This is a genomic window from Limnohabitans rimovensis (SeqCode) (assembly GCF_965234775.1).
Classification (GTDB): domain Bacteria; phylum Pseudomonadota; class Gammaproteobacteria; order Burkholderiales; family Burkholderiaceae_C; genus Limnohabitans; species Limnohabitans rimovensis.
Window position 1 is genome coordinate 589,989 of the sequence record NZ_OZ248566.1, and the last position, 23,885, is coordinate 613,873.

Here is a 23,885-nt window from a genome sequence, read left to right on the forward strand (position 1 = left end):
CGGTTTTTTAATAAAGGACAAGAACCATCGCTACTGAATTCAGAGATCGCCGCCATCGCGAAGAGCGTAAGCACCGGTTGAACCGGGAAATCATGGCACCCGAAGTCCGCTTGAGTGGACCCGACAACGAGCCCTTGGGGATTGTGAGTCTGATGGAGGCCTTGCGCATGGCGGGAGACCTAGATGTGGACTTGGTCGAAATTGCTTCCACTGCGGTACCACCGGTCTGTCGTTTGATGGACTACGGCAAGTTCAAGTACCAAGAGCAAAAGAAGGCCGCTGAAGCCAAGTCCAAGCAAAAGATCATTGAAGTCAAAGAGATCAAGTTCAGGCCCGGTACCGATGATGGGGACTACAACATCAAGTTGCGCAACATCAAACGGTTTTTGGCTGAAGGCGATAAGTGCAAGATCACATTGCGATTCAGGGGCAGAGAAATCACGCACCAAGAAATCGGAATGGCCTTGCTGCAAAGAATTCGGGAGGAATTGGCTGACCTGATCGTGGTTGAGCAATTCCCCAAATTGGAAGGCCGGCAAATGATCATGATGATCGCGCCGGGCAAGAAAAAAGTGGGCGGCGTTGCCAAACCCACGGCTGAGGTCGCTGCGGTGGCCTCGGCTTAAAACTGACAGGGGCGGTTGGTTTCCGACCCTGACAGCGTTCCCCTGATTGAGTTTGGGGGACACAAGTGGCTCGGGGCCATCAAGTTTGCTAAGGTTGCAAACGCCTCACGAGCACAATGAGAAAAGGAGCATTCCAATGCCCAAAATGAAAACCAAAAGCAGCGCAAAGAAGCGCTTTCGCGTTCGTCCGGGTGGCACTGTCAAACGTGGACAAGCCTTCAAACGTCACATCTTGACCAAGAAGACCACCAAAAACAAGCGCCACTTGCGTGGCTCGGTCGCAGTCCATGAGACCAATATGGGTCACATGGCTCAAATGTTGCCCTTTGCAGGGCTGTGATCAGACGAACAAGGAAAATTTCAAATGCCTCGCGTTAAACGTGGAGTGACGGCACGTGCCCGTCACAAAAAAGTACTCGCTCAAGCCAAAGGTTTCCGTGGTCGCCGCGGCAATGTGTTCCGCATCGCCAAAGAAGCGGTGATGAAAGCTGGGCAATATGCCTATCGCGACCGCCGAACCAAAAAGCGTGTGTTCCGTCAGCTTTGGATTGCCCGTATCAATGCGGCAGCCCGTGAACTGGGCATGACCTACAGCCAGTTTGCCAATGGCCTGAAGAAAGCGGCCATCGAGATCGACCGCAAGATGTTGGCCGATTTGGCGGTGCACGACAAAGCTGCCTTTGGGCACATTGTTGAGCAAGTCAAAGCCAAGCTAGCTGCTTGATGTCACCCACCCGGTTGCGCCTGGTATGCAGGTGCGCCGGGTTTTTTATTTTCATGGGCCAATGAGCCCCCGTTTGATTCAAACCCGCTTGCCTCGCAATGAATGATCTGAATGCTTTGGTAATGGCTGCGCAATCGGCTTTCGAGGGATGTCATACCCAAGCTGATTTGGAAAATGCCAAGGCCCAATTTTTGGGAAAAACCGGGCGCATCACGGAGTTGATGAAGGGCTTGGCCACATTGCCAACTGAAGAAAAGAAGCTTCAGGGGGCCGCGATCAATCAAGCCAAACAAGCTGTTGAAATGTCATTGACCCAGCGCAGACAAGCGCTGGCAGATGAAGAGCTGTCGAGCCAACTGAAAGCGCAGGCCTTGGATGTGGCTTTGCCGGGGCGCTTGCGTCCAACGGGTGGCTTGCACCCAGTCAGTTTGACCTTGGAGCGTATCGAGCAAATTTTTGACTCCATGGGCTTTGAAGTGGCGCAGGGCCCTGAAATTGAAACCGATTGGTACAACTTCACTGCACTCAATACGCCTGAAGACCATCCAGCGCGTTCCATGCACGACACCTTTTATGTGGAAGGTGGTTATTTGTTGCGCACCCACACCAGCCCGATGCAAATCCGCCATGCGGTGAGCCACGTCAAGCGCCATCAAGCCTTGCTGGATGCGGGTCAGGTCATGCCAGAAATTCGCGTGATTGCCCCCGGGCGCACTTACCGCGTGGACAGCGATGCAACCCATTCCCCCATGTTTCACCAGTGTGAGGGTTTGTGGATTGGAGAGAACATCAGCTTCAAAGACCTGAAGGTGGTCTTCACCGATTTCTGCAGAACTTTTTTTGAGTCTTCGGATTTGGTGCTGCGATTTCGCCCCAGCTTTTTCCCCTTCACCGAGCCCAGCGCGGAAATTGACATTCAGTTTCCCAGCGGGCCTTTGGCAGGGCGCTGGCTCGAAGTGGCCGGCTCCGGACAAGTGCATCCCCAAGTGATCAGAAACATGGGTTTGGACCCAGAGCATTACATGGGCTTTGCCTTTGGCATGGGACCCGACAGGTTGACCATGCTTCGCTATGGGGTCAATGATTTGCGCCTGTTCTTCGATGGCGACATTCGTTTCTTAAGTCAATTTCGCTAAATCAAATCCTGCCCCACTATGCAATTTCCTGAGTCTTGGTTGCGCGAATTTTGCAACCCATCGTTGAGCTCTCAAGCCTTGGCAGACACCCTCACCATGGCGGGTTTAGAGGTGGAGGAAATGCGTCCTGTGGCACCGGCTTTCAGCAAGGTGGTGGTCGGTCAGATATTGAGTGCAGAACCTCACCCGAATGCAGATCGTTTGCGCATTTGTGAAGTGGATGTCGGCCTGCCGCAAAACTTGTCCATTGTTTGCGGTGCACCCAATGCCCGCGTTGGTATCAAGGTGCCATGCGCCATGGTCGGGGCCTTACTGCCGCCGGGTGAAGACGGCAAACCTTTTGCCATCAAACTGGGCAAGATCAGGGGCGTGGAAAGCCAGGGCATGTTGTGCTCCTCCAAAGAGTTGCAACTCAATGACGATCACGGCGGTTTGCTGGAACTGGCTGAGACCGCAGAGTTGGGCCAAGACATTCGCCAGCACCTGAAATTGGACGATGTGCTGTTCACCCTGAAGTTGACGCCGAATTTGGCCCATTGTTTGGGCATACATGGGGTGGCGCGTGAGTTGTCTGCATTGACTGGTTCGCCACTCTTACAACCCCAATACCCCACTGTGCCGTGTACCTCGGATCAAGTGCTGCCGGTGCAAATTGAAGCCCCAGACTTGTGTGGTCGCTTTTCTGGTCGTGTGGTTCGAAACGTCAATCCTTTGGCGCCAACGCCTGGCTGGATGGTTGATAGATTGGCCCGCTGCGGACAGCGCAGTGTGAGTGCCTTGGTCGATATTTCCAACTATGTGATGTTTGAGTTGGGCCGACCCACCCACATTTTCGATTTGGACAAAATCAAAGGTGGTCTGCAGGTCCGCTGGGGGCGCAAAGGCGAAACCTTGAAGCTGCTCAACGGGCAAACCGTTGAAGTGGATTCGGATGTGGGCGTCATCGCGGATGATCACCATGTTGAATCACTGGCTGGCATCATGGGGGGCGACGCCACCGCAGTCGGTGACGCAACCCAGCACATCTATATTGAAGCCGCATTTTGGTGGCCCAAGTCTGTGGCGGGTCGCTCGCGCCGCTTCAACTTTTCCACCGATGCCGGTCACCGATTTGAACGTGGCGTGGATCCATCACTGACGGTGGAGCACATTGAGCGCATCACCCAGTTGGTTTTGGATATTTGTGGAACGCCGGATACCCAGTGTGGGCCCATTGATGATTGGCAACCCAATATGCCGCGTCCATTGCCTGTTCGATTGCGGGTGGCGCGGGCTTCCAAGGTTTTGGGCATGGAACTCCTGGCCGACCAATGCATGAAAGCTTTGGTGTCTTTGGGTTTGCCTTGCACATTGTCAGAAGGCGTCATCACCGTGACGCCCCCGAGCCATCGATTTGATTTGCAAATTGAAGAAGACCTGATTGAGGAAGTGGCGCGCATGATTGGCTTTGACCAATTGCCAACCACGCCACCGCAAGCGCCTATTTGCGCCAAACTTCGCCCCGAATCCAAACGCAGTACCCACAGCGTTCGCCACAGCTTGGCAGCGCTGGGCTATCAAGAGACCATTAACTTCAGTTTTGTCTCGGCTCAATGGGAGACGGACTTGTTGGCCAACCCAGACCCGGTGAAGCTGGTCAATCCGATTGCCAGCAACATGGGCGTGATGCGATCTTCTCTCGTGGGTTCCTTGCTTCAGGTGGTCAAATTCAACCTGGACAGGCGCGCCGAGCGGGTGCGTGTTTTCGAAATTGGACGGGTGTTTCGAAAAAATGCGCAAACACCTAACAGCGACACCACGGTGGAGGGGTTTGATCAACCCATTCACATCGCGGCCATTGCCGTCGGTCCCCTGGTGCCACTTCAATGGGCAGCACCTGACCAAGACGCAGATTTCTATGACGTCAAGGCAGACCTTCAAGCGCTTCTTTCGCCTCTTGAGGCGCAGTTTCATCCCGCCGAGCATCCTGCATTGCATCCAGGGCGATGTGCTGCCGTGACTTTGCGCGGGCAAACGATTGGCCACATCGGGGAGTTGCATCCTAAGCATCGACAGTCTTGGGGTTTGGTGCAAGTGCCGGTGCTTTTTGAATTGACTTTGGATCCGGTTTTGGCTGTGGACATACCCATGTTCAAGCCTGTATCCAAGTTCCCTGTGGTGCAGCGCGATTTGGCGGTCGTGGTCGGGCAAAGTGTGACCCACAACCAATTGATGCAGGCTGTTTTTGCGGCACCCACCCAGGGCTTGCTCAGGGATGCGGTGTTGTTTGATATCTACCAACCAGATCAGGCCGTGACAAACCTGTCGGCCAATGAAAAGAGCTTGGCCATTCGGTTGACGCTGGGAAGCGAAGAATCGACTTTGACCGATGAGCGAATCCAGGCTGTGGTGGATTCGGTTTTGTCTTCTTTGACACTCGCGCTGCAAGCGCGATTGCGCTAACTCAGGAGAATTCGCATGGAAATTTCAGTCGATAGCCTTGAAACGCCAGCCTTGACCAAGGCCCAACTTGCAGAAATGCTGTACCAGCAAATTGGTTTGAATAAACGCGAATCCAAGGACATGATTGAGGCTTTTTTTGACCTCATCACCCAAAGTCTCGTGGAGGGCAACGACGTGAAAATTTCTGGCTTCGGCAATTTCCAAATTCGCACCAAGTCAGCAAGACCCGGCCGCAACCCCCGTACCGGGGAAGTCATTCCCATCGCAGCGCGAAGAGTGGTTACTTTCCATGCCAGTCATAAATTAAAAGACCTCATTCAGAGTGAAAACCCGGGTCAGAGCACTTAAATTTTTACAAACTTTAAATTTTTACATTCTTTTTTGTTCTTACCTACTTATCTTTTCTGCGCGCTTGGGGTAACCTTGGTTCTTACATATCTCGTTCATGGAAACCCTTCTACCCGCTATACCTGCCAAACGCTATTTCACCATCGGTGAAGTCAGCGAGTTGTGCGCCGTCAAGCCCCATGTCTTGCGTTACTGGGAACAAGAGTTCACCCAGTTGAGGCCCATGAAACGGCGCGGCAACCGCCGTTACTACCAGCACCATGAAGTTTTGATGATCCGTCGAATCCGCGGTTTGTTGTACGAGCAAGGTTTCACCATCAGTGGCGCTCGCAATCGATTGCAAGAAATTGGACACGAGTTCAAGTTCGAGGACGCGAGCGCTGATCTCGATGTTGTTGAGGCTTTGCCTGTCAATGTGATCTCTGCTGCACCACACGCAGAAGGCTGGGGCATGTCATTGGCCACACCAGAGGCCACTGGCTCAAAGCGTTTGTTTCTCCTGCGCCGGGAATTGTTTGAAATTCGGGAGTTGCTCAGTGAGGCCCACGCATAACCCCGTTATAATCTCTCACTTCGGCGTGTAGCGCAGCCTGGTAGCGCACTTGCATGGGGTGCAAGGGGTCGCGAGTTCGAATCCCGCCACGCCGACCAACGATACAAGGGTTAGCAGAGTTTTTCTGCTAACCCTTTTCCATTGCACCATTTTGATTTGAGACGTTGATCCATGGTTTGCAAGCAGTCTCTGTGCTGTGACGCTTTACCGACCCCTCACTGCATTCAGCGTGAACTCAAATCATGACTTGCGCAACCTATGGCGCATGATCAAACTGGCATGACCAACGGTCAGCAAAGCCTGTGGAGGGCAGGGCTCCACAGGCTGTTTGCGCTCAATCAGGTGATCACTTTTTTCACCCGGGCTGGCGACATGGGCAAATGGCGCAAGCGTTTGCCGCTGAGTTGAAAAATGGCGTTGGATATGGCGGGGGCCACCGCCAAAACACCAATCTCACCCATGCCTGTGGGCGGGGCCTTGGAGGGAATGATCTGTGTATGGATTTCTGGCATGTCTGCCATGCGCAGCACAGGGTAATCATTGAAGTTGGACTGCACCACAGAACCATTTCGAATGGTCAGTTCTTCGAGCAAGGCCAAGGAAAGTCCGTAGACCACAGCCCCTTCGAGTTGAGCCAACACATTGACGGGTTGAATGGGCAAGCCCGTATCAACGGCTACCCAATAGTGGTGCACTTGAATTTTGCCGGTTTTGCGATTGAGCGACACTTCTGCCACCCCAGCAGAGAGGGTGCCGTGGTAGTCCGCGAAAGCGATCCCCAGGCCACGGTCTTTGCGTTTGCGGTTCCAGTCTGACATTTCGGCAACCGTTCGAATCACCGCATTGGCCCTGGCGTCCGATTGTGTCAACTCAAGTCGCATGGCCAGAGGGTTGATGCGGCGCTCAAATGCAATCTCATCCAGGAAGGATTCAATGACAAATTTGTTGTAGCCAGCACCAATGCCACGCAAGGGTGCAACCCGAGTGCCACGCATTTCCCGCACACCCTCTGCCAACGTGTGGGGAATGGCGTAATGGGGTAAGTCGGAGCCGTTCCAACCGACGTAATCTTTGCCGCCGGTGGCTTGGAAGCGGGCGGGTGCGGCAACAGCGTCGACATTTTCTGCCACCAAACGGTGACGCCAGCCGATCAGTTGACCCTTGTCATCCAGGCCTGCTTTCATCACATGGTGGGTCAGGGGCCTGGGGCGGGCAGCAGCCATGTCATCCTCTCGAGAGAGGACGAGTTTCACGGGCAATTTGGTGATGTTGGACAACACCACGGACTGGGCAATGATGTCTGGGGCGATGCGCCGACCGAAGCCGCCACCCAACATGTGTTGATGGACCTTGATTTTGTCTGGCGTGGTTTTCAAAATGCCAGAGGCGACTACGGTGGCCAAGAAAGAGAACTGCGTTCCGGTCCATATTTCGGCCGATTGGCCATCAGCCGCCACTTTGGCCAAACAATTCATCGGTTCCATTTGGGCGTGATAAGCGTGTTCGGACCAATAGGTGGCTTCGATGGTTTTGGCGGCTTGTCCCAGGGCGGCGGTGGCGTCACCGCGTTTGTAGGCATCCATCGCCTTGGCATTGGGGTCTTGACCTTGTTTGGCATAGTCCGCTTTGGATTTTTCAGAGTCAAAGCCGGCAGCTGCGGCGGCGCCCGAGGTGTTCCAAGTGACTTTGGCTTTGAGCAAGGCGCGGGCCACTCGCGTGGATTCTCCCGTTTTGCCAATCACAGCCACACCAAAGGGAACCGTCAGAACCCTTAGGACGCCTGGAACCGCCATGACTTCTTCAGTGTTCACGTTTTCAGCTTTGGCGCCCTCCATGGGCGACTCCAGAACCGAGGCGTGAACCATGCCCTCAACCCTGGCATCGATGCCAAACTGTGCGGTGCCATCGACCTTGGATTGAACATCAATGCGACCGATGTGGGTGCGACCAATGAGGGTGAACTGCTCCGGTTTTTTCAACTCGTCGTCAGTGATCTTGGGCAATTCAGCTGGCACGGTGGCAAACTTGGCCACATCGCCGTAACTGATGCGTTGATTGCTTTTGGCATGCACGACGGTGCTGTTTTGCGTGCTCAACTCGCTGATCGGCACGCTCCATTTGGTCGCGACAGCGTCCATCAAGACCCGCCGGGCTTGGGCGCCGGCAACCCGCAGGGGTTTGAAATAACCTGGGACTGCCACACTGGCCAATGAGGCCTGCCCGCCGTTGAGCAATGGGTGAGGATTGCCATAAACCTTAGGATTGGGTGGGGCAATTTCCACTTTGACTTTTGACCAGTCTGCATCCAACTCCTCCGCCAATATCAGCGGCAGTGTGGTCAAGGTACCTTGACCCATCTCAGCCGTGGGCGCAAGAATGGTGATGGTGTTGTCGGTGGCGATGTTGACCCATACGTTGATGGCCATTCGCGCATCGTTGGTTTGGGCCGATGTGCCCATGGGCAGCATGGCGCTGCCCATCGCCAAGGAAAAACTCAGCCCTGAGCCAACGGCCAAAAATTGACGGCGGTTGATGTCTGAATGGTCAATGGAAGTGTGCTTGGACATGATCATGCTTCCTTGGCTGCGCGTTGAATGGCGCTCACGATGCGTTGATAGGTTCCGCAACGGCAAATATTGCCGTTCATGTGGGCCACGATTTGGGCGCGACTGGGGTTTTTATTCTTGGCCAGCAAAGCGGCCGCTTGCATGATCTGACCCGACTGGCAGTAACCGCATTGGGGCACTTGTTCGGCCACCCAAGCTTTTTGCAATTTATGGGTTCCCGTGGGCGATAAGCCTTCAATGGTTGTCACTTGTTTGCCCGCGACTTGGTTCACAGGCATGCTGCAGGATCGAACCGGCACATCGTTCACGTGCACGGTGCAAGCGCCACATTGGGACACGCCACAACCATATTTGGTGCCTGTGAGTTGAAGGTCTTCCCGCAGAACCCACAGCAAAGGGGTGGCGGGTGCCGCATCGGTCACAGCCGATTTGCCATTGACATTGAACGTGGTGGACATGCGCGTGTTCTCGAAAGTTGCAATATTGACAGTTTAAATAGACATGGGTCCCGGATTCATCAGCGGTTTCCCTAGAGATTGCGTGTATCGGTGTTGGCGCAGACAGACACCTTCGGTTCAATTGAAGTTAAAGTGCAGCCAAGTTCATCAAAGTGGGTTCAACAATGCACATTGGCATGATTGGTTTGGGAAAGATGGGGGGCAATTTGGTGCGTCGTTTGCTCAAAAAGGGCCACAGCTGTGTGGTTTACGACGCGAATATGGCCAGCACCCAGCCGTTGGTGGGTTTGGGTGCTGTCGGAGCCCAAAGCTTGGCTGATTTGGTGCAACAACTGCCCCAACCCAGGGCCATTTGGATGATGTTGCCTGCGGGTCAGATCACCGAGGACACCGTTCAGTCCTTGAAGGCCTTGTTGCAAGCCGGGGACATTTTGATCGACGGTGGAAATGCCAACCACAAAGATGATGTGCGCCGTGCCCAAGAGTTATTGCCCGTGGGCATTCATTATTTGGATGTGGGCACCAGCGGCGGGGTTTGGGGTTTGGAGCGTGGCTATTGCTTGATGGTTGGTGGCGAGTTGGCTGCTTTCAACAGGATGGCACCTGTTTTCCACGACTTGGCACCCGGCGAAGGGCAAATCACGCCCACACCCGGTCGGGAAGGCTTTGAATCCACAGCGCACTTGGGCTATTTGCACACGGGGCCCGTGGGTTCAGGGCATTTTGTGAAGATGATTCACAACGGCATTGAGTACGGAATGATGCAAGCCTTTGCAGAGGGGTTTGACATCCTCAAAGGCGCTGGGCAAAGCGCTGTGCCGGCAGAGCGTCGCTACGACTTCAACCTGGCCGATATTGCAGAGGTGTGGCGCAGGGGCAGTGTGGTTTCTTCTTGGCTATTGGATTTGGCGGCGATTGCTTTGGCACGAGATCCCCAGCTGGCTGATTTTTCTGGCCATGTGCAAGATTCAGGAGAGGGTCGCTGGACTGTCGAAGCCGCCATTGAAGAGGCCATACCAGCCCATGTGCTGACCGCTGCTTTGAATGCCAGGTTCAGGTCCCGGCAATCCCCCAGTTTTGCCGACCAAACCTTGTCAGCACTGCGGCATCAGTTTGGTGGCCATCAAGAGCCCAAAAAGAGCTGAGCGGTATGGGTTCTCAGTGATGGATGTCCATTTGGTGCAAACCAAACTCGCCGGCTTGGCGGTCGGCAAAAAAAGCCCTCAGGGTTTCCTTCACGGTGCGAAAGGCCAGCTCATCCCAGGGGATTTCATGCTCTTCAAATAGCCGGGCTTCCATGGTTTCATGGCCCGGCGCAAATTGGTCAGAGGTCAATTCGGCGAGAAAAAAGAAGTGCACCTGACCCACACGTGCCACATTGAGCACACTGAAAAGCCCTTGCAGCTCAAACTGGGCGCCGGCCTCCTCAGTGGTTTCGCGTGCAGCGCCTTCGCCCAGGGTCTCGCCCAACTCCATAAAGCCTGCAGGCAATGTCCATTTGCCTTTGCGCGGTTCGATGTTCCGCTTGCACAACAACACCGACTTTCCCAGCACCGGTATGGTGCCCACCACATTCAATGGGTTTTCATAGTGGATGGTCTGGCATGCAGGGCACACCGCCCTTTGCCGCGTATCGCCGTCGTCAGGCACGCGCAATACAACCAATTCCCCACAGTTTTTGCAGTGTTTGATGCTGGAGCGAAGCAAAATAGGTGATCCCAGTGCGCAGCAATTGGTTCAGTTGACGTGAACGGTCAGGGTGGGCAAGCCTGTGACATCACCAACCATGGTGTCGCCACTGACCACCGCAGCCACACCTTCAGGTGTGCCGCTGAATATCAGGTCTCCAGGTTGAAGTTCCCAGGCAGCAGACAGGTGTTCAATGGTTTCTGAAATATTCCAAATCAGCTTGCTGACACTGCTGGATTGACGTGCCTTGCCATTGACTGACACGGAAATGGCAGCAGATTCGATGTGGGCCAATTTTTCGGCCCGCACAATCGGGCCCATCGGTGCGCTGTGATCAAACGCCTTGCCGATGCACCAGGGGCGACCTTGCTTTTTCATGTCGTTTTGAAGGTCGCGCCGGGTCATGTCCAAGCCAACGGCATAGCCGTAAACATGGCTCATCGCCTGGCTGGCGCCGATGTTTTTGCCACCTTTGCCGATGGCCACCACCAATTCGATTTCATGGTGAAAATTGCCCGTCATGCTGGGGTAGGGGATTTGCCCTGTCTGGCCTTCGGGCACCACCACCAATGCATCGGCGGGTTTCAAAAAGAAAAACGGCGGCTCACGGCCGGTGTATCCCATTTCTTTGGCGTGCTCTTCGTAGTTGCGTCCCACGCAATAAATGCGATGGACAGGAAATTGCTCAGGCTGACCGATCACGGGGACAGATATGATGGCTGAAGGGGCAAAGACAAAATTCATGGACGCTACTTTCATGGGCAGTAAATGCGCAATCACCAAACCCTTTCAGGGGGTGCGCAAAAAAACGATGGGCAGAGTGTGCCATGAACTGGCGAGCCCTGGCTTTGAGGTCGTTGCACCCAAGGGCTTGTTCGCCTGGGTTCAGGCACTGACCAGCCCGTTGGCCCCTTGTGCGCCTTCAACTTGGGCCCGTTGATGGATCAGCACTTGCAGGGGCTTTGGCCTGAAGGCATCAAGTCCTTTTGCAGTCTGCGCGACGGTGGTGTTTCCACGGGTGCCTATGCGAGCCTGAACTTGGGCAATCATGTGGGAGATGACCCCAGCGCGGTCAGCGCCAACAGGGAAAGCTATCGTGGGCACATTGGGGCAAAGCCGGTTTTTTTGAACCAAGTTCACGGTTGTAGCCTGGTTGAATTGACCGAACAAACCCCAGATGGCATTTCTGCCGATGTCTGCATCACCCAAGTGTCCGGGCTGGCTTGCACCATCATGGTGGCGGATTGTTTGCCCGTTTTATTCGCCGAACCCTCTGGGCAATGGGTTGCCGCTGCACATGCGGGCTGGCGAGGTTTGGCTGGGGAAATGGGGCTGGGGGTCATCGAAGTGGCGGTGCACGCCATGCGCGAGCGCATGGATGCAGATGTCTTGCCAATTCAGGTGTGGCTGGGGCCATGCATTGGGCCGCAGGCTTTCGAAGTTGGCCATGAAGTGAGAGATGCGTTTTGCGCTGTTGATGCACGAGCCAGTGAGTGCTTCCAGCCTGGACCAACGAAGGGCAAGTGGTGGGCCGATTTGCCCGCATTGGCCCGTATGCGTTTACAGGCCCTGGGTGTGACCCACATCACAGGCAATGACGGATCTCCATCTTGGTGCACCGTGACGCAGCCGGATTTATTTTTTTCCCACCGGCGAGATCGTGTCAGCGGTCGATTCGCCGCCAGCATTTGGCGGGATGTGACTGCCTAACTCAGCCCCATCTGGGTGGGGTTGATTGGCTGCTGCTTCCATTTCTTGTTTCAACCTTCGCCGCCGCCCTGGTGTGTTGAGCAGGTACAAGACCAAAGCCAGTGGCGCCACACCATAAAGAACAAATGTGAAGAAAGCGCCCAACAAGCTGCCTTGGGGGTGAAAGGCCTCGGCCACGGCCATCATCAAGGTGATGTAAATCCAGGCGATGGCAACCAGGTACATGGGGTATGGCCTCTAAAACGAAAAATTGTCAGTGTCACGAAGGCTGAAGCTGAGATACTCATCATCAACAGGCTTTCACGCACAGCAGTGTAGGGCCGCCAAAAATACCCATGCGCTTTGGAGACAAATATGCGCCCACAACAGGCCACAAACAGCGGCAACGCTGCAAATGCTTTTCAACAAAGCCTTGCCCAAGGGTGGCAACAGGCCTTGGCTAGCTTTCAGCAAATGGCCCAGTCTTCTCCGCAGACGGGATCATTGGCATTCAACCCCGCCCAATTGCAAACTTTGAAAGATCAATATTTGCAAGAGGCCACACAGCTGTGGAACCAAGGCTTGAGCAAAACCCCGGTGCTCAAAGACAGGCGTTTTGCCGGTGATGCATGGGGCCACAACCCCATGGCTGCTTTCTCAGCGGCCATTTACCTGCTCAACACCCGCACCTTGATGGGTTTGGCCGACGCCCTGGAAGGGGACCACAAGACCCGCGAGCGCATTCGTTTTGCCGTCGAGCAGTGGAGTGCGGCCAGTGCACCGAGCAACTCCTGGTTGCTCAATGCGGATGCTCAACAAAAAGCCATTGACAGCCAGGGTGAGAGCATTGCCAAAGGCGTTCAAAATTTGTGGCACGACCTGCGCCAAGGCCACGTATCCATGACGGACGAAAGCCTGTTCGAGGTGGGCAAGAATGTCGCCACGACCCAGGGTCATGTGGTGTTTGAAAACGACTTGTTTCAACTCATCGAATACAAACCCCTGACGGCCAAAGTCCACCAGAAGCCTTTTCTGCTGATTCCGCCTTGCATCAATAAGTACTACATATTGGACTTGCAGCCTGAAAACTCTTTCATCCGCTACGTGGTGGCGCAAGGCCATCGCACATTTGTGGTGAGTTGGCGCAACCCTGACGCTAGCCATGCCCAGGTGAGTTGGGATGACTATATTGAGCAAGGTGCGATTCAAGCCATTGAGGTGGTGCGAGACATCGCCAAAGTTCCTCAAATCAATGCCTTGGGCTTTTGTGTGGGCGGAACCATTTTGACCACCGCCTTGGCCGTGCTGGCAGCACGCGGCGAAAAACCGGTCAGCAGCGCCACACTGCTCACAACCTTGATTGACTTCAAAGAGACCGGCGTTTTGGATGTGTTCATTGACGAAAATTTCGTCAAATTTCGCGAAATGCAATACGCCAATGGCGGTCTGATGCCCGGCAGGGACATGGCGACCACCTTCAGCTTTTTGCGGCCCAACGACTTGGTGTGGAATTACGTGGTGAAAAACTACCTCAAGGGTGAGACCCCACTGCCATTTGATTTGCTGTATTGGAACAGTGACTCCACCAATTTGCCGGGCCCCATGTTCGCTTGGTATTTGCGCAACACCTATCTGGAAAACCGCTTGGTTCAACCGGGCAAAGCCGAGGTTTGCGGTGAAAAAATTGACCTGGGCTTGGTCGATTTGCCCGTCTATATATATGGCTCTAAAGAAGACCACATCGTGCCCATTGAGGCCGCTTATGCCAGCACCCAGGTGTTGCCGGGTAAAAAACGCTTTGTCATGGGAGCATCTGGTCACATTGCGGGGGTGATCAACCCGCCTTCATCCAAAAAACGCAGCCATTGGTTGCCCGCTGACACGCAGTTGCCCCCTGAATTTCAAAACTGGCTCGGCAAAGCCAAAGAAGTGCCGGGCAGTTGGTGGGATGATTGGTCCAAATGGCTGCGGCCACAGGCGGGTGCTTTGGTCAATGCGCCCAGGTCCCCTGGACGTGCCCCCTACAAAGCCATCGAGTCCGCGCCCGGGCGTTATGTCAAGGCCAAGGCTGCGGCGTGATCGGTGTGGGCCGGTATGGGATCAACAGATCAGTTTCATAGGAGAAGATTGTGCAAGACATCGTGATTGTTTCGGCCGCGCGAACAGGCGTGGGTAAATTTGGTGGCAGTTTGTCCAAACTCAGCGCCACAGAGTTGGGCAGCTTGGTGGTGCGTGAGGTGGTGATCCGCTCGGGCTTGGACCCGGCTTTGGTGGGCGAGGTCATCATGGGCCAAGTCTTGGCAGCCGGTGCTGGGCAAAACCCGGCACGCCAAGCCTTGATGAAGGCGGGTATTCCCAAAGAGGTGCCAGCTTTGACCATCAATGCGGTGTGTGGCTCTGGCCTCAAAGCGGTGATGTTGGCCGCGCAGGCCGTGGCCTGGGGCGACAGCGAAATTGTCATCGCCGGTGGCCAAGAAAACATGAGCGCTTCGCCCCACATTTTGAACAACTCGCGCGATGGCCAGCGCATGGGCGACTGGAAAATGATCGACAGCATGATCGTTGACGGCCTGTGGGATGTGTACAACCAATACCACATGGGCATCACGGCAGAAAACGTGGCCAAGGCCCATGGCATCACCCGCGACATGCAAGACGCATTGGCATTGGCCAGCCAACAAAAAGCCGCTGCAGCGCAGGCGGCGGGCAAATTCAAAGATGAAATTGTCCCGGTGCTGTTGCCCCAGAAAAAGGGCGATCCCATCGTCTTTGCCAGTGACGAATACATCAACCTGAAAACCAACGCCGAAGCCTTGGCCGGCCTGCGCCCCGCATTTGACAAGGCCGGCAGCGTCACCGCTGGCAATGCCTCGGGCATCAACGATGGCGCTGCGGCCGTGATGGTCATGACGGCCGCCAAAGCCAAGTCCTTGGGCCTCCAACCTTTGGCGCGCATTGCGTCCTTTGCCACCAGTGGCTTGGACCCGGCCACCATGGGCATGGGGCCGGTTCCAGCATCGCGCAAAGCTTTGGAGCGTGCCGGCTGGAAAGCGTCGGATGTGGATTTGTTCGAGCTCAACGAAGCCTTTGCGGCCCAGGCCTGCGCCGTCAATCAAGCTTTGGACATCGACCCCGTGCGCGTCAACGTCAACGGTGGGGCCATTGCCATTGGTCACCCCATTGGTGCATCGGGCTGCCGAATTTTGGTGACCTTGTTGCACGAAATGCAGCGCAGTTCCGCCAAAAAAGGTTTGGCCGCCTTGTGCATTGGCGGCGGCATGGGCGTGGCATTGACGCTCGAGCGCTGATACTTGATCGATTTTTAAAATTTCATTGAAACCAATAGGAGACACAACATGGGTAAAAAAGTAGCTTACGTCACCGGCGGCATGGGCGGCATTGGAACCGCCATTTGCCAGCGCTTGCACCAAGATGGTTTTGTGGTGATCGCCGGGTGTGGACCCACCCGCGACTTCAACAAATGGTTGGACGAGCAAAAAGCCCTGGGATTTCACTTTTATGCGTCGGTGGGCAATGTCAGCTCCTGGGAGTCGACGGTGGATGCGTTTTCCAAGGCCAAAGCGGAGCATGGCCCCATTGATGTGTTGGTCAACAACGCCGGTATCACCCGCGACCGCATGTTCCTCAAAATGACCCGCGATGACTGGGACGCCGTGATCGACACCAATCTCAACTCCATGTTCAACGTGACCAAACAAGTGGTCGGTGACATGGTTGAGCGTGGATGGGGGCGCATCATCCAAATCAGCTCGGTCAACGGGGAAAAGGGCCAAGCGGGCCAAACCAATTACTCCGCCGCCAAAGCCGGCATGCATGGCTTCACCATGGCCTTGGCCCAAGAGCTGGCCAACAAGGGCGTGACCGTCAACACCATCAGCCCGGGATACATTGGCACCGACATGGTCAAGGCCATTCGCCCCGAGGTGTTGGAAAAAATTGTCAACACCATCCCTGTGAAGCGTCTGGGTGAACCCAGCGAAATTGCATCCATCATTGCCTGGCTGGCGTCCAATGAAAGTGGTTATTCCACCGGCGCCGACTTCTCGGTCAATGGTGGCCTGCACATGGGCTGATGCTGGTGTCACCAGGGCTTGAACACGTGACCGTGATCAAGCCCTTCACCCTATCGGTGGCGCCGATGATGGACTGGACGGACAGGCATTGCCGTTACTTCCATCGCTTGATCACCCGCCATGCTTGGTTGTACACCGAAATGGTGACCACAGGCGCTTTGCTGCATGGCGATGTGCCCAGGCACTTGGACCATGACCCTTCGGAACACCCGCTGGCCTTACAAATCGGCGGCAGTGAGCCGGCCGATTTGGCCAAGGCCGCCCAATTGGGGGTGCGTTGGGGCTACCGCGAGATCAATTTGAATTGCGGCTGCCCCTCTGAGCGCGTGCAGCGCGGAGCATTTGGTGCTTGTTTGATGGCCGAGCCTGCATTGGTGGCCGATGGCATTAAGGCCATGCAAGACGCGGTCGACGTGCCGATTTCTGTGAAGCACCGCATTGGCTTGGATGGGGATGAGTCAACCGCCATGGTGATGGATTTTGTCGGCCAATTGCACACCGCAGGATGCCGCAAATTCATTGTGCATGCCAGAAACGCCTGGCTCAAGGGGCTGTCTCCCAAGCAAAACCGCGAGGTGCCCCCTTTGCGTTACGAGGTGGTTCACCGGCTCAAACAAGACTTCTCTGATGCTGAATTCATCGTCAACGGTGGCATCCAAACCATGGTCGACATGGATGCCCATGCCGTTGGCGTTGACGGCATCATGGTGGGGCGAGCGGCCTACCACAACCCTTGGCTGATGAGCCAATGGGATGGGTGGTTGGAGGCGCTTCAGCAACCGTCAGTGGGTCACGCGCCACATCAGCTTGTGCATACCCTCGCAGACAACGAAGCACGTCGTGACGAGGTCGAGTTCGCCATGGTGGAATACATGGCAGACCCCAAGCGGTGTGGTGGTGCCCATTGGTACAGCGTGGCCAGGCACATCTTGGGTTTGCGCCATGGTTTGCCGGGTGCGCGCTTGTGGCGACAGGTCTGGAGCGACCACCGATTGAAGGACCGGCCCGTGATGGATGTGTATCGCTTGGCCCAAGCGGCTTTGCAACGCCACGCTGTGATTGGATGATGGGGCCCGAACAACGCCTGTTGTGGGCCCAGGTTTTGGTTTGGTTCATCCCAGCCCTGTGGGCGGTCAATTACTTTTGCGCCCGTTTGGCCCCTGGGGTGGTCGATCCGCACATTCTGGCCCTGGGACGTTGGGCCATTGCTGGCCTGATATTGGGTGGCTTGGCCCGCCATGAAATATGGCAAGCCCGATGGCAAATTTGGTCAGACCGTTGGCAGTACCTGGCCTTGGGCACTTTGGGCATGCTGATTTGTGGTGCTTGGGTGTATTGGGGCGCACAAACCACCTCTGCCATGAACATAGCCTTGATCTATGCGGCCGCACCCGTCTTGATCGCCTGGGGCTCGGCCATTTGGTTGGATGAGCGCATGCGTCCGCGCCAAATGTTTGGCGTCGCCTTGGCTTTGGTGGGGGTTGTTCATGTGGTGGTCAAAGGCAATTGGGTGGCGCTGACGCAGATGCAGTGGTCCATGGGTGATGTTTTGATCATGGCCGCCACTTTGTCATGGGCCGCTTATGCCTTATTGCAGAAAAAGTGGGTTTGCACCCTGTCTTCCACAGCGCGCCTGGCATGCATTTGCGCGGGGGGTGTCATCACATTGCTGCCGTTTGCGCTTTGGGAAAGCTTGCAACCACAGGCACCGCAGTGGACTTGGTACGCCACCATTTTGTTGCTGGCGGTGGCCTTGGTGCCAGGCATTGGGGCTTATTGGATTTACGCCTGGGCGCAAAAAACCCTGGGTGCCAGCCGAACCAGCATGACCTTGTATCTAGGGCCTTTGTGGGGCGCCTTGGTGTCTTGGGGTTTGCTGGGCGAGTCTTTGGGTTGGCACCACGCCGTGGGCAGCTTGTTGATTTTGCCGGGCGTGGCGCTGGTGGTTCAACCTTCGGCGGTGACCAAGACCGATTGATGGGGTGCGTTCACTGGCACCACCACATCTGGGGTGGCCGCTTCCAGTCCGTTGGCAAAATGCGCTTGCATTCTTTGCAGGCTCAAGCCGGGGTTGCGCGCTGCCAGGGCATCCATCAGGGCCTGGTGTTCGAGGAGTGACTCCTCCAGCCGGCCAGATTTCAACAATGAATTTTGCCGGTTGAGCTTCATGACCTTGCGCAGATCGATCACCATTTGTGTGCGCCATTTGTTGTTGCCGATTTCCAATAAGCGCATGTGAAAGCGCTCGTTGATCTCGAAAAAGGCCGAGCGGTCTTGCACCGATTGCTTCAATTGGCTGTGCAGACCTTGCAACTCCTGAATGTCCTCAGGCCGCGCGAATTGGGCCACCTGTGCCGCTGCGTCAGATTCCAATAGGGCCAGAAGGTGGTACACATCGTTCAAATCTTTGTCGCTGACATCGGTGACGTAAGCGCCTCGGCGCATTTTCATGGTCACCAAACCTTCGGTGGCCAGCACTTTCAGCGCTTCACGCAGAGGCGTGCGGCTGATGCCGTACTCTTGCGAGATCTTCATTTCATCGATCCAACTGCCAGGCGTCAGTTCACGGGCAAAAATACGTTGGCGCAGGCGTTCTGCGACCTCCTCATACAAGGCATGCCGTCCCAAATTGTGATCAGTGCTCATGGTGATGATTGTAAGCCTAGAAGAGCATTTTGAATTCATAATTATGAATGATATGATTCTTTAACGACACAAACCTTGTCCGCTTCAGGGCAATTTCTCCAAGGTCCATCCATGAACACCCCCTCAGAATCCAACGGTGAATCTCGCATTGCGCAGTGGGAAAAGGCCGCCGCCAAATCGGCGCCCGGCGGCCGCTTGGAAGATTTGAATTGGCGCACCCCCGATGGCATCACGGTCAAGCCCTTGTACACGGCCGAAGACGTGCAAGGCCTGGCCCATGCCGACACCTTGCCGGGGTTTCCCCCTTATGTGCGCGGCCCCCAGGCCACCATGTATGCCGTCAGACCATGGACCATTCGGCAGTACGCTGGCTTTTCGACGGCGCAAGAATCGAACGCGTTTTATCGCCAAGCCTTGGCCGCAGGGGGGCAGGGCGTTTCGGTGGCATTTGATTTGGCCACCCACCGAGGCTACGACTCGGACCACCCCCGCGTGACGGGGGATGTGGGCAAGGCGGGTGTGGCCATCGATTCGGTCGAGGACATGAAAATTTTGTTCGATCAAATTCCGCTGGACAAGGTGTCCGTGTCCATGACGATGAATGGCGCTGTGTTACCCGTCCTGGCCGGATATATCGTGGCCGCACAGGAGCAAGGCGTGAAGCTCGAGCAGCTCAGTGGCACGATCCAAAACGACATCCTCAAAGAGTTCATGGTGCGCAACACCTATATCTATCCGCCAGAACCGAGCATGCGCATCATTGGGGACATCATTGCTTACACCGCTGAGCACATGCCCAAGTTCAACTCGATATCCATATCGGGCTACCACATGCAAGAGGCTGGCGCCAACCAAGCCTTGGAGCTGGCCTTCACCTTGGCAGACGGCAAAGAATATGTGAAAACCGCCATGTCCAAGGGCTTGGATGTGGATGCTTTTGCTGGTCGATTGTCTTTTTTCTGGGCCATCGGGATGAACTTTTATCTCGAAATCGCCAAGATGCGGGCGGCCCGTTTGCTGTGGTGCCAAATCATGCAGGGCTTTGGTGCGAAAAATCCCAAAAGCTGGATGCTCAGAACGCATTGCCAAACCTCTGGTTGGTCGCTCACCGAACAAGACCCCTACAACAACATCGTGAGAACCACGGTGGAGGCCATGGCGGCTGTTTTTGGGGGCACACAGTCGCTGCACACCAACAGCTTTGACGAAGCCATTGCCTTGCCCACCGAGTTCAGCGCCCGAATTGCGCGCAACACGCAGTTGATCATTCAGGAAGAAACCCACATCACCAAGGTCATCGATCCCTGGGCGGGCAGCTACATGATGGAAAAGCTGACCCAGGACATGGCCGATGAAGCCTGGAAAATCATTCAGGAAGTGGAGGCCATGGGCGGCATGACCAAAGCCGTGGACTCTGGTTGGGCCAAGCTGAAAATCGAAGCGGCCGCTGCCGACAAGCAAGCGCGCATCGACTCCGGCCAAGATGTGATCGTGGGTGTGAACAAATACAAATTGGCCACTGAAGATGTGGTGCAAACCCGTGACATTGACAACGTCAAGGTGCGCGAAGCCCAAATTGAACAATTGCGCGCCATCAAGGCGATAAGAGACACCACAAAAGTCAAGGCGGCACTGGCTGCATTGACGCAAGCGGCGCAGGACCAAACGGGTAATTTATTGGCCTTGTCGGTGGAAGCCATTCGCTTGCGTGCCACCGTGGGTGAAGTGAGCGACGCCCTGGAAGTGGTGTTTGGTCGGCACCGTGCCGATACGCAAAAGGTGACCGGTGTCTATGCCGCGGCCTACGATGAAGGGTCGACGGACGGCGACAGCATGGCTTACTGGGACCAGCTGAAGGTGGATATCGCTTCATTTGCCCACGACCAAGGCCGGCGCCCGCGCGTGATGATTGCCAAATTGGGTCAAGACGGGCATGACCGGGGCGCCAAAGTGGTCGCCACCGCTTTTGCAGACCTTGGGTTTGATGTGGACATGGGGCCTTTGTTTCAAACACCCGAAGAATGCGCCCGACAGGCGATTGAAAATGATGTCCATGCCGTGGGGGTGTCCACCCTCGCCGCCGGGCACAAAACGCTGGTGCCAGAAATCATCAAAGCATTGAAAGCGCAAGGGGCCGAGGACATCATTGTCTTTGTGGGCGGTGTGATTCCCCGCCAAGACTATGAATTTTTGTACAGCGCAGGTGTGAAGGGCATTTACGGACCCGGCACACCCATTCCGGTGAGCGCACGCGGCGTTTTGACGCACATCCAACAGGCGTTGGCGTCGCATTGATGGCCTGCATGGTTTTTGCAGCATCGGTGTGCCAGGCATGAGCCCATCCGATTTACACCCCCAAGCCAAGGCCATTTTGACGGGCCTGCTGGGGGTTGATGGGGTGGTGCGGCGCCGCAGCATGGCCAAGGCCATCACCTTGCTGGAATCCACCCGTGCAGACCATCGCGCATGGGCTGACGACTTGCTCACCGCCATGTTGCCCCACACGGGCAGGGCCTTCAGGCTCGGTTTAAGCGGTGTGCCTGGCGTGGGCAAAAGCACCTTCATTGAAGCCCTGGGGCTGCACTTGATCGGACAAGGCCATCGGGTGGCGGTGTTGGCAATTGACCCATCCTCCTCGGTGTCAGGCGGATCGATCTTGGGGGATAAAACCCGGATGGAACATCTGGCAGTGAACCCATCTGCCTTCATTCGACCCAGCCCGAGCAGCGGGAATTTGGGGGGGGTGGCCGAAAAAACCCGCGAATGCATTCTGGTGTGCGAGGCCGCTGGATACGATGTGGTGATCGTTGAAACGGTGGGCGTGGGCCAAAGTGAAACCGCTGTGGCGGGCATGACGGACCTGTTCGCCCTCATGCAATTACCCAATGCCGGTGACGATTTACAAGCCATCAAAAAGGGCATCATGGAGTTGGCCGACTTGGTCTTGATCAACAAAGCAGATCTCGATGCCAATGCCGCCACCCGCGCACAAGCCCACATCAGCAGTGCACTTCGCTTGTTTGCACCGCACCCGCACACAGACATCGAACACGCGCCATGGCAGCCCCCCGTGATGCTGCTCAGCGCCCTCAAAGGCGCTGGGCTGGAGGACTTTTGGGGCCTGGTGCAGCAGCATCAAAAAGTCCAAAAGGCCCAGGGTTTGTTCATCCAACGCAGACAAAACCAATCCTTGACTTGGATGAATGAGCGCATTCAAGCGGGCTTGCAATCCGCCTTCAAAGAGAACCCCGCGGTTAAAAATTTATGGCCAGAGCTCACAGCTTTGGTCCTATCGGGTCGCTTGGCCCCCTCCACAGCGTCGCGCAGGCTTTTGCAGGCGAACCAAAACCATCCCCATTCTTCAGGAGATATCCATGCATGACATCAACGAACAGCTCGAGCTCAAGCGCACCGCAGCGCGCCAAGGGGGGGGTGTCAAGCGCATACAGGCCCAACATGCCAAGGGCAAGTTGACGGCCCGCGAGCGCTTGGAAATTTTGTTGGATGAGGGCACCTTCGAAGAGTGGGACATGTTTGTCGAGCACCGCTGTGTGGACTTCGGCATGGCCGACAACAAAATTCCTGGCGATGGGGTGGTCACCGGCTACGGCATGATCAACGGGCGCTTGGTGTTTGTGTTCAGCCAAGACTTCACGGTGTATGGCGGGGCTTTGTCCGAAACCCATGCCGAAAAAATTTGCAAGATCATGGACCAAGCGATGAAGGTGGGTGCACCCGTCATTGGCTTGAACGATTCTGGCGGGGCCCGCATCCAAGAGGGTGTGGCCTCTTTGGGTGGCTATGCAGACGTGTTTCAGCGCAATGTGATGGCCAGTGGGGTGGTGCCGCAAATCAGCCTCATCATGGGGCCGTCGGCGGGCGGGGCGGTGTATTCGCCAGCACTGACTGACTTTATCTTCATGGTCAAAGACAGCTCATACATGTTTGTGACCGGTCCAGAGGTGGTCAAAACGGTGACCCATGAAGAGGTGAGCGCCGAAGAGTTGGGCGGCGCCGTCACCCACACCACCAAAAGCGGCGTGGCCGACATGGCCTTCAACAACGACGTAGAAGCTTTGCTGATGCTCAGGCGGCTCTACAACTACCTGCCCTTGAACAACAAAGACAAAGCCCCTGTGCGCAAAAGTGGCGACCCCACCGACCGCATGGATCTCAGCTTAGACACCTTGGTGCCTGACAACCCCAACAAGCCGTACGACATGAAAGAGCTGTTGCTCAAAACCGTGGATGACGGTGATTTTTTTGAGTTGCAACCCGACTACGCCAAAAACATTTTGATTGGCTTTGCCCGCATGGATGGCCAGACGGTGGGGATCGTGGCCAATCAACCCCTGGTTCTGGCTGGGTGCTTGGACATCAAAAGCTCGATCAAGGCTGCGCGGTTTGTGCGTTTTTGCGATGCCTTCAACATACCGGTGTTGACCTTTGTGGACGTGCCCGGCTTCATGCCGGGAACCAGCCAAGAGTATGGCGGCATCATCAAACATGGTGCCAAGTTGCTATATGCATATGCGGAATGCACTGTGCCCAAAATCACCGTCATCACCCGCAAGGCCTATGGCGGCGCCTACGACGTCATGTCTTCCAAGCATTTGCGGGGCGATGTGAATTTCGCATGGCCCAACGCAGAAATTGCCGTGATGGGCGCCAAAGGTGCCGTTGAAATCATTTTTCGCGAGGACAAGGGCGATCCGGCCAAATTGGCGATGCGCGAAGCCGAGTACAAAGCCCGGTTCGCCAACCCGTTTGTGGCGGGGGCCAGGGGCTTCATTGACGATGTGATTCAACCCCACGAAACACGCAAGCGCATTTGCAGATCATTGGTGATGCTGAAAGAAAAAAGCATTGAAAACCCATGGCGCAAGCATGGCAACATCCCTTTGTGAGACCAG

At 55.6% G+C, this 23,885-nt stretch carries 23 protein-coding genes and 1 tRNA gene; 18 read left to right on the plus strand and 6 right to left on the minus strand.

Features of this window, described 5'->3' with window-relative positions:
• The first annotated feature begins 26 nt into the window (after positions 1-26).
• The 8 genes from infC to AC8GFZ_RS11710 all read left to right on the plus strand — a co-directional run bounded on the left by infC (position 27) and on the right by AC8GFZ_RS11710 (position 5,927).
• Positions 27-626 (plus strand): translation initiation factor IF-3, encoded by a 600-nt coding sequence (gene infC, locus AC8GFZ_RS11675; RefSeq protein ID WP_506645118.1) that lies wholly within the window; start codon positions 27-29, stop codon positions 624-626.
• Positions 627-762: 136 nt separating this feature from the next.
• Complete coding sequence (gene rpmI / locus AC8GFZ_RS11680; protein WP_300041581.1) at positions 763-966, plus strand: 50S ribosomal protein L35; 204 nt, start codon at positions 763-765, stop codon at positions 964-966.
• 24 nt (positions 967-990) lie between these two features.
• Complete coding sequence (rplT, locus tag AC8GFZ_RS11685) at positions 991-1,350, plus strand: 50S ribosomal protein L20 (protein ID WP_506645055.1); 360 nt, start codon at positions 991-993, stop codon at positions 1,348-1,350.
• Between the two features lie 98 nt (positions 1,351-1,448).
• The gene (locus AC8GFZ_RS11690) at positions 1,449-2,486 is read left to right on the plus strand and encodes a phenylalanine--tRNA ligase subunit alpha (protein WP_506645056.1); all 1,038 of its coding nucleotides are present in this window, start codon (positions 1,449-1,451) and stop codon (positions 2,484-2,486) included.
• Between the two features lie 18 nt (positions 2,487-2,504).
• Positions 2,505-4,928, plus strand: coding sequence for a phenylalanine--tRNA ligase subunit beta (gene pheT, locus AC8GFZ_RS11695; protein ID WP_506645057.1), 2,424 nt, complete (start codon positions 2,505-2,507; stop codon positions 4,926-4,928).
• Positions 4,929-4,943: 15 nt separating this feature from the next.
• The gene (locus tag AC8GFZ_RS11700; protein ID WP_506645058.1) at positions 4,944-5,276 is read left to right on the plus strand and encodes an integration host factor subunit alpha; all 333 of its coding nucleotides are present in this window, start codon (positions 4,944-4,946) and stop codon (positions 5,274-5,276) included.
• A 97-nt stretch (positions 5,277-5,373) separates the two neighbouring features.
• Positions 5,374-5,829 carry a MerR family transcriptional regulator gene (locus AC8GFZ_RS11705; protein ID WP_506645059.1) on the plus strand — a complete coding sequence of 152 codons (456 nt, stop codon included), beginning with the start codon at positions 5,374-5,376 and terminating at the stop codon, positions 5,827-5,829.
• A gap of 21 nt (positions 5,830-5,850) precedes the next feature.
• A tRNA-Pro gene (locus tag AC8GFZ_RS11710) sits at positions 5,851-5,927 on the plus strand.
• A gap of 240 nt (positions 5,928-6,167) precedes the next feature.
• Here the strand turns inward: AC8GFZ_RS11710 and AC8GFZ_RS11715 are convergent.
• The gene (locus AC8GFZ_RS11715; RefSeq protein WP_506645060.1) at positions 6,168-8,396 is read right to left on the minus strand and encodes a xanthine dehydrogenase family protein molybdopterin-binding subunit; all 2,229 of its coding nucleotides are present in this window, start codon (positions 8,394-8,396) and stop codon (positions 6,168-6,170) included.
• 2 nt (positions 8,397-8,398) lie between these two features.
• On the minus strand, positions 8,399-8,854 hold the full coding sequence (locus AC8GFZ_RS11720) for a (2Fe-2S)-binding protein (RefSeq protein ID WP_506645061.1): 456 nt from the start codon (positions 8,852-8,854) through the stop codon (positions 8,399-8,401).
• A gap of 164 nt (positions 8,855-9,018) precedes the next feature.
• Here AC8GFZ_RS11720 and gnd point away from each other — a divergent pair, with 164 nt between their 5' ends.
• Entirely contained in the window at positions 9,019-9,999 is a 981-nt protein-coding gene (gene gnd / locus AC8GFZ_RS11725; protein ID WP_506645119.1) for a phosphogluconate dehydrogenase (NAD(+)-dependent, decarboxylating), read from the plus strand.
• 13 nt (positions 10,000-10,012) lie between these two features.
• On the opposite strand, the gene AC8GFZ_RS11730 is transcribed toward gnd, so the two are convergent.
• Both AC8GFZ_RS11730 and AC8GFZ_RS11735 read right to left on the minus strand, forming a co-directional pair.
• Positions 10,013-10,564 carry an NUDIX hydrolase gene (locus tag AC8GFZ_RS11730; RefSeq protein ID WP_506645120.1) on the minus strand — a complete coding sequence of 184 codons (552 nt, stop codon included), beginning with the start codon at positions 10,562-10,564 and terminating at the stop codon, positions 10,013-10,015.
• Between the two features lie 27 nt (positions 10,565-10,591).
• Positions 10,592-11,287 carry a fumarylacetoacetate hydrolase family protein gene (locus AC8GFZ_RS11735; RefSeq protein WP_506645062.1) on the minus strand — a complete coding sequence of 232 codons (696 nt, stop codon included), beginning with the start codon at positions 11,285-11,287 and terminating at the stop codon, positions 10,592-10,594.
• A gap of 195 nt (positions 11,288-11,482) precedes the next feature.
• Between AC8GFZ_RS11735 and pgeF the strand changes: the two genes are divergently transcribed.
• Positions 11,483-12,253, plus strand: a complete 771-nt coding sequence (gene pgeF / locus AC8GFZ_RS11740) for a peptidoglycan editing factor PgeF (RefSeq protein ID WP_506645063.1) — start codon at positions 11,483-11,485, stop codon at positions 12,251-12,253.
• Here the strand turns inward: pgeF and AC8GFZ_RS11745 are convergent.
• A complete protein-coding gene (locus tag AC8GFZ_RS11745; protein WP_506645064.1) occupies positions 12,179-12,478 on the minus strand; it encodes a hypothetical protein in 300 nt (99 codons plus the stop codon). The two genes, pgeF and AC8GFZ_RS11745, sit on opposite strands and share 75 nt — an antisense overlap.
• A 129-nt stretch (positions 12,479-12,607) precedes the next feature.
• Here AC8GFZ_RS11745 and AC8GFZ_RS11750 point away from each other — a divergent pair, with 129 nt between their 5' ends.
• The 5 genes from AC8GFZ_RS11750 to AC8GFZ_RS11770 are packed head-to-tail and all read left to right on the plus strand — an operon-like array spanning position 12,608 to position 18,304.
• Positions 12,608-14,311 carry a PHA/PHB synthase family protein gene (locus AC8GFZ_RS11750; protein WP_506645065.1) on the plus strand — a complete coding sequence of 568 codons (1,704 nt, stop codon included), beginning with the start codon at positions 12,608-12,610 and terminating at the stop codon, positions 14,309-14,311.
• Between the two features lie 50 nt (positions 14,312-14,361).
• Entirely contained in the window at positions 14,362-15,540 is a 1,179-nt protein-coding gene (locus tag AC8GFZ_RS11755; protein ID WP_506645066.1) for an acetyl-CoA C-acetyltransferase, read from the plus strand.
• A gap of 48 nt (positions 15,541-15,588) precedes the next feature.
• Entirely contained in the window at positions 15,589-16,326 is a 738-nt protein-coding gene (gene phbB, locus AC8GFZ_RS11760) for an acetoacetyl-CoA reductase (RefSeq protein WP_506645067.1), read from the plus strand.
• Positions 16,326-17,393 carry a tRNA dihydrouridine(20/20a) synthase DusA gene (dusA, locus tag AC8GFZ_RS11765; protein ID WP_506645068.1) on the plus strand — a complete coding sequence of 356 codons (1,068 nt, stop codon included), beginning with the start codon at positions 16,326-16,328 and terminating at the stop codon, positions 17,391-17,393. The genes phbB and dusA overlap by 1 nt, the downstream gene beginning before the upstream one ends.
• A complete protein-coding gene (locus AC8GFZ_RS11770; RefSeq protein WP_506645069.1) occupies positions 17,390-18,304 on the plus strand; it encodes a DMT family transporter in 915 nt (304 codons plus the stop codon). The genes dusA and AC8GFZ_RS11770 overlap by 4 nt, the downstream gene beginning before the upstream one ends.
• Here AC8GFZ_RS11770 and AC8GFZ_RS11775 read toward each other — a convergent pair.
• On the minus strand, positions 18,274-18,972 hold the full coding sequence (locus AC8GFZ_RS11775; protein WP_506645070.1) for a GntR family transcriptional regulator: 699 nt from the start codon (positions 18,970-18,972) through the stop codon (positions 18,274-18,276). The two genes, AC8GFZ_RS11770 and AC8GFZ_RS11775, sit on opposite strands and share 31 nt — an antisense overlap.
• A gap of 111 nt (positions 18,973-19,083) precedes the next feature.
• On the opposite strand from AC8GFZ_RS11775, the gene scpA reads away from it, so the two are divergent.
• From scpA to AC8GFZ_RS11790, 3 genes are read left to right on the plus strand one after another with little or no spacing between them, the layout of a single operon-like run.
• On the plus strand, positions 19,084-21,267 hold the full coding sequence (scpA, locus tag AC8GFZ_RS11780; RefSeq protein ID WP_506645071.1) for a methylmalonyl-CoA mutase: 2,184 nt from the start codon (positions 19,084-19,086) through the stop codon (positions 21,265-21,267).
• 37 nt (positions 21,268-21,304) lie between these two features.
• On the plus strand, positions 21,305-22,354 hold the full coding sequence (meaB, locus tag AC8GFZ_RS11785; protein ID WP_506645072.1) for a methylmalonyl Co-A mutase-associated GTPase MeaB: 1,050 nt from the start codon (positions 21,305-21,307) through the stop codon (positions 22,352-22,354).
• Positions 22,347-23,879: an acyl-CoA carboxylase subunit beta gene (locus AC8GFZ_RS11790; protein ID WP_506645073.1), complete on the plus strand. Its 1,533-nt coding sequence runs from the start codon at positions 22,347-22,349 to the stop codon at positions 23,877-23,879. Before meaB ends, AC8GFZ_RS11790 begins: the two co-directional genes overlap by 8 nt.
• Positions 23,880-23,885: the final 6 nt, after the last annotated feature.